The following is a 2132-nucleotide window of genomic DNA, read 5'->3' on the forward strand; positions in this document are numbered from 1 at the left end:
TCGACGCCGAAGGCGACGGCGACTGGCGGCTCGTGATGGAGGACAGCGGCGAGGCCATGCCGCCGTGCAACACCTCCGGCACGCTGCTGACGGTCTTCGCCTACGTGACCGAGGGCCGCCTCCGGGTCCGCGTCGACAGCCGGCTCGCCGCCGAGACCACTCGGGCGCTGGCCAGTGAGCTCGAATCCGCTCTGACGGCCTGTATCGGTCACTGCACGGAGCGGACGGCCGTGCGCTACACGCCCAGCGACTTCCGTGCGGTCCGCAGCGAGGCCGATCTGACGGCCCTGCCCGCGGGCACGGGAGCGGACCCGGGCGGCTGGTTCGACATGACCGAGATCCAGAAGGCCTACCTCGTCGGCCGGCTCGGCAACTACGAGATCGGCAACGTCGCCAACCACGTCTACAACGAGTACCTGTACCGGGACCTGGACACCGACCGGCTGGCCGCTTCGGTCGACCGGCTCGTCGCCGAATGCGACGTGCTGCGCACTGTCTTCTCCTACGACCGGCTCCAGCAGCGGGTACTCGACCCCGCGGACGTGCCCGCCTACGAGCTGACCGTCCACGACTTCGGCACGCACGACTATGACGCGTCCCACTTGGCCGGCATCCGGGAGCGGCTGTCCCACCAGCTCTACGACCCGGAGCGGTTCCCGCTGTTCACCCTGGAGGTGAGCCGCTTCCGCGACCGCTGCGTGCTGCACTTCAGCTGGGACCTGATCATCCTCGACGTGCAGAGCAGGCTCGCCGTTCTGCGCCGCCTCGACGACATCTACCGGGGCACGGAACGGCGACCGGAACTGCCGCGTGCGAGCTTCAAGGACTATCAGGACTACATCGGTCTGCTGAAGCACTCGCAGTGGTACGAGGAGGACCGCTCCTACTGGCAGGAGCGGCTGACCGGCATGCCGCTGCGGTGCACCCTGCCGTTCAAGGAGTCGCCGGACGCCGTCGAGCACCCGCGCTTCGACGAGCACACCCTCTACGTCGGGCGTGACGTCTGGGAGCGCTTCAAGGAACAGGCCCGGCAGCACGGGGTGTCCACGTCCTCCGTCCTGCTGAGCCTGTTCGGCAACGTGATCTCCTACTTCTCCGGGTCCCGCGAATTCCCCCTCACGCTCACCCTGTTCAACCGTTATCCGGTCCTGGAGGGCACCGAGGCGCTCCTCGGCAACTTCACGTCGACCGTGCTGTTCCACTACGCCGACCAGGGCGCCGACATCGTCTCGCTGGTCCGGCGCACCCACGACGTGCTGTGGGAGGACATCAGCCACGCCCTCTACTCGGGCGTCGAGGTCCAGCGCGACCTGAGCAGGCTGCACGGCCTGGACACGACCAAGGCGGTCTCGCCGATCGTGTTCACCGGTGTGGTGGGCAACGAGACCCGTGACTTCGAACGAGCCGCCTATCTGGACGACAGCGAACTCGTCGACGAGCGCCACTGGAGCGCCCAGACCTCACAGGCCTGGATCGACCTCCAGGCGATCGAGGTCGCGGACGGCTTCATGAGCAAGTGGCTTTATGTGGAGCAGCTCTTCGACCGGTCGGCCGTCGAGCACCTCAACCGGCTCTACTGCCTGCTCATCGAGCGCCTGGCGGCCGGCGACTGGGAAGCCGGGCTGCCCAGGGACCGCTATCTGCCCGAGCCGGACCGTGCGCTGGTCGCTGCCGCGAACTCCTCCGACATGGCCGGCTGCGAGCAGACGATGTTCGGCCTGTACGAGGAGCGGTGCCGTGCGGAGGGCTGGGAGAACGCAACCGCCGTCATCGACAGCGCTACCGGGCGGTCGCACAGCTACGGCGAACTGATCGGGCAGAGCAGGACGCTCGCCCTGCGGCTGCGCGGCGAACTGGGCGAGGAGTCGGGCGAGCTGCTCGTCGGCGTCCTCGCGGAGAAGGGCTACGGCCAGGTACTGGCCACCGCAGCCATCATGAAGTCCGGGCTCGGCTACCTGCCGCTGCACGTCGACTGGCCGACGGGCCGGATCGCGGAGATCCTCGACCAGGCCGGTGTACGGACGTTGTTGGTGTCGCGTGCGCAGTCGGAGCGGGCGGACGTGCAAGCCCTGGCGGAGACGTGCCGCGTACTCGTCATCGACGAGCTGCTCGACGAAACATCTGACGGCTCT

General features: G+C 68.2%; 1 protein-coding gene. It reads left to right on the forward strand.

Annotated elements, in window-relative coordinates; genetic code table 11:
• Nucleotides 1-2132 (forward strand): condensation domain-containing protein (locus HG542_RS34050; RefSeq protein WP_171088293.1); only part of this gene is annotated, 2132 nt, incomplete at both ends.

It is taken from the genome of Streptomyces morookaense (genome assembly GCF_013030945.1).
GTDB classification, from domain to species: Bacteria; Actinomycetota; Actinomycetes; order Streptomycetales; family Streptomycetaceae; genus Streptomyces; species Streptomyces morookaensis.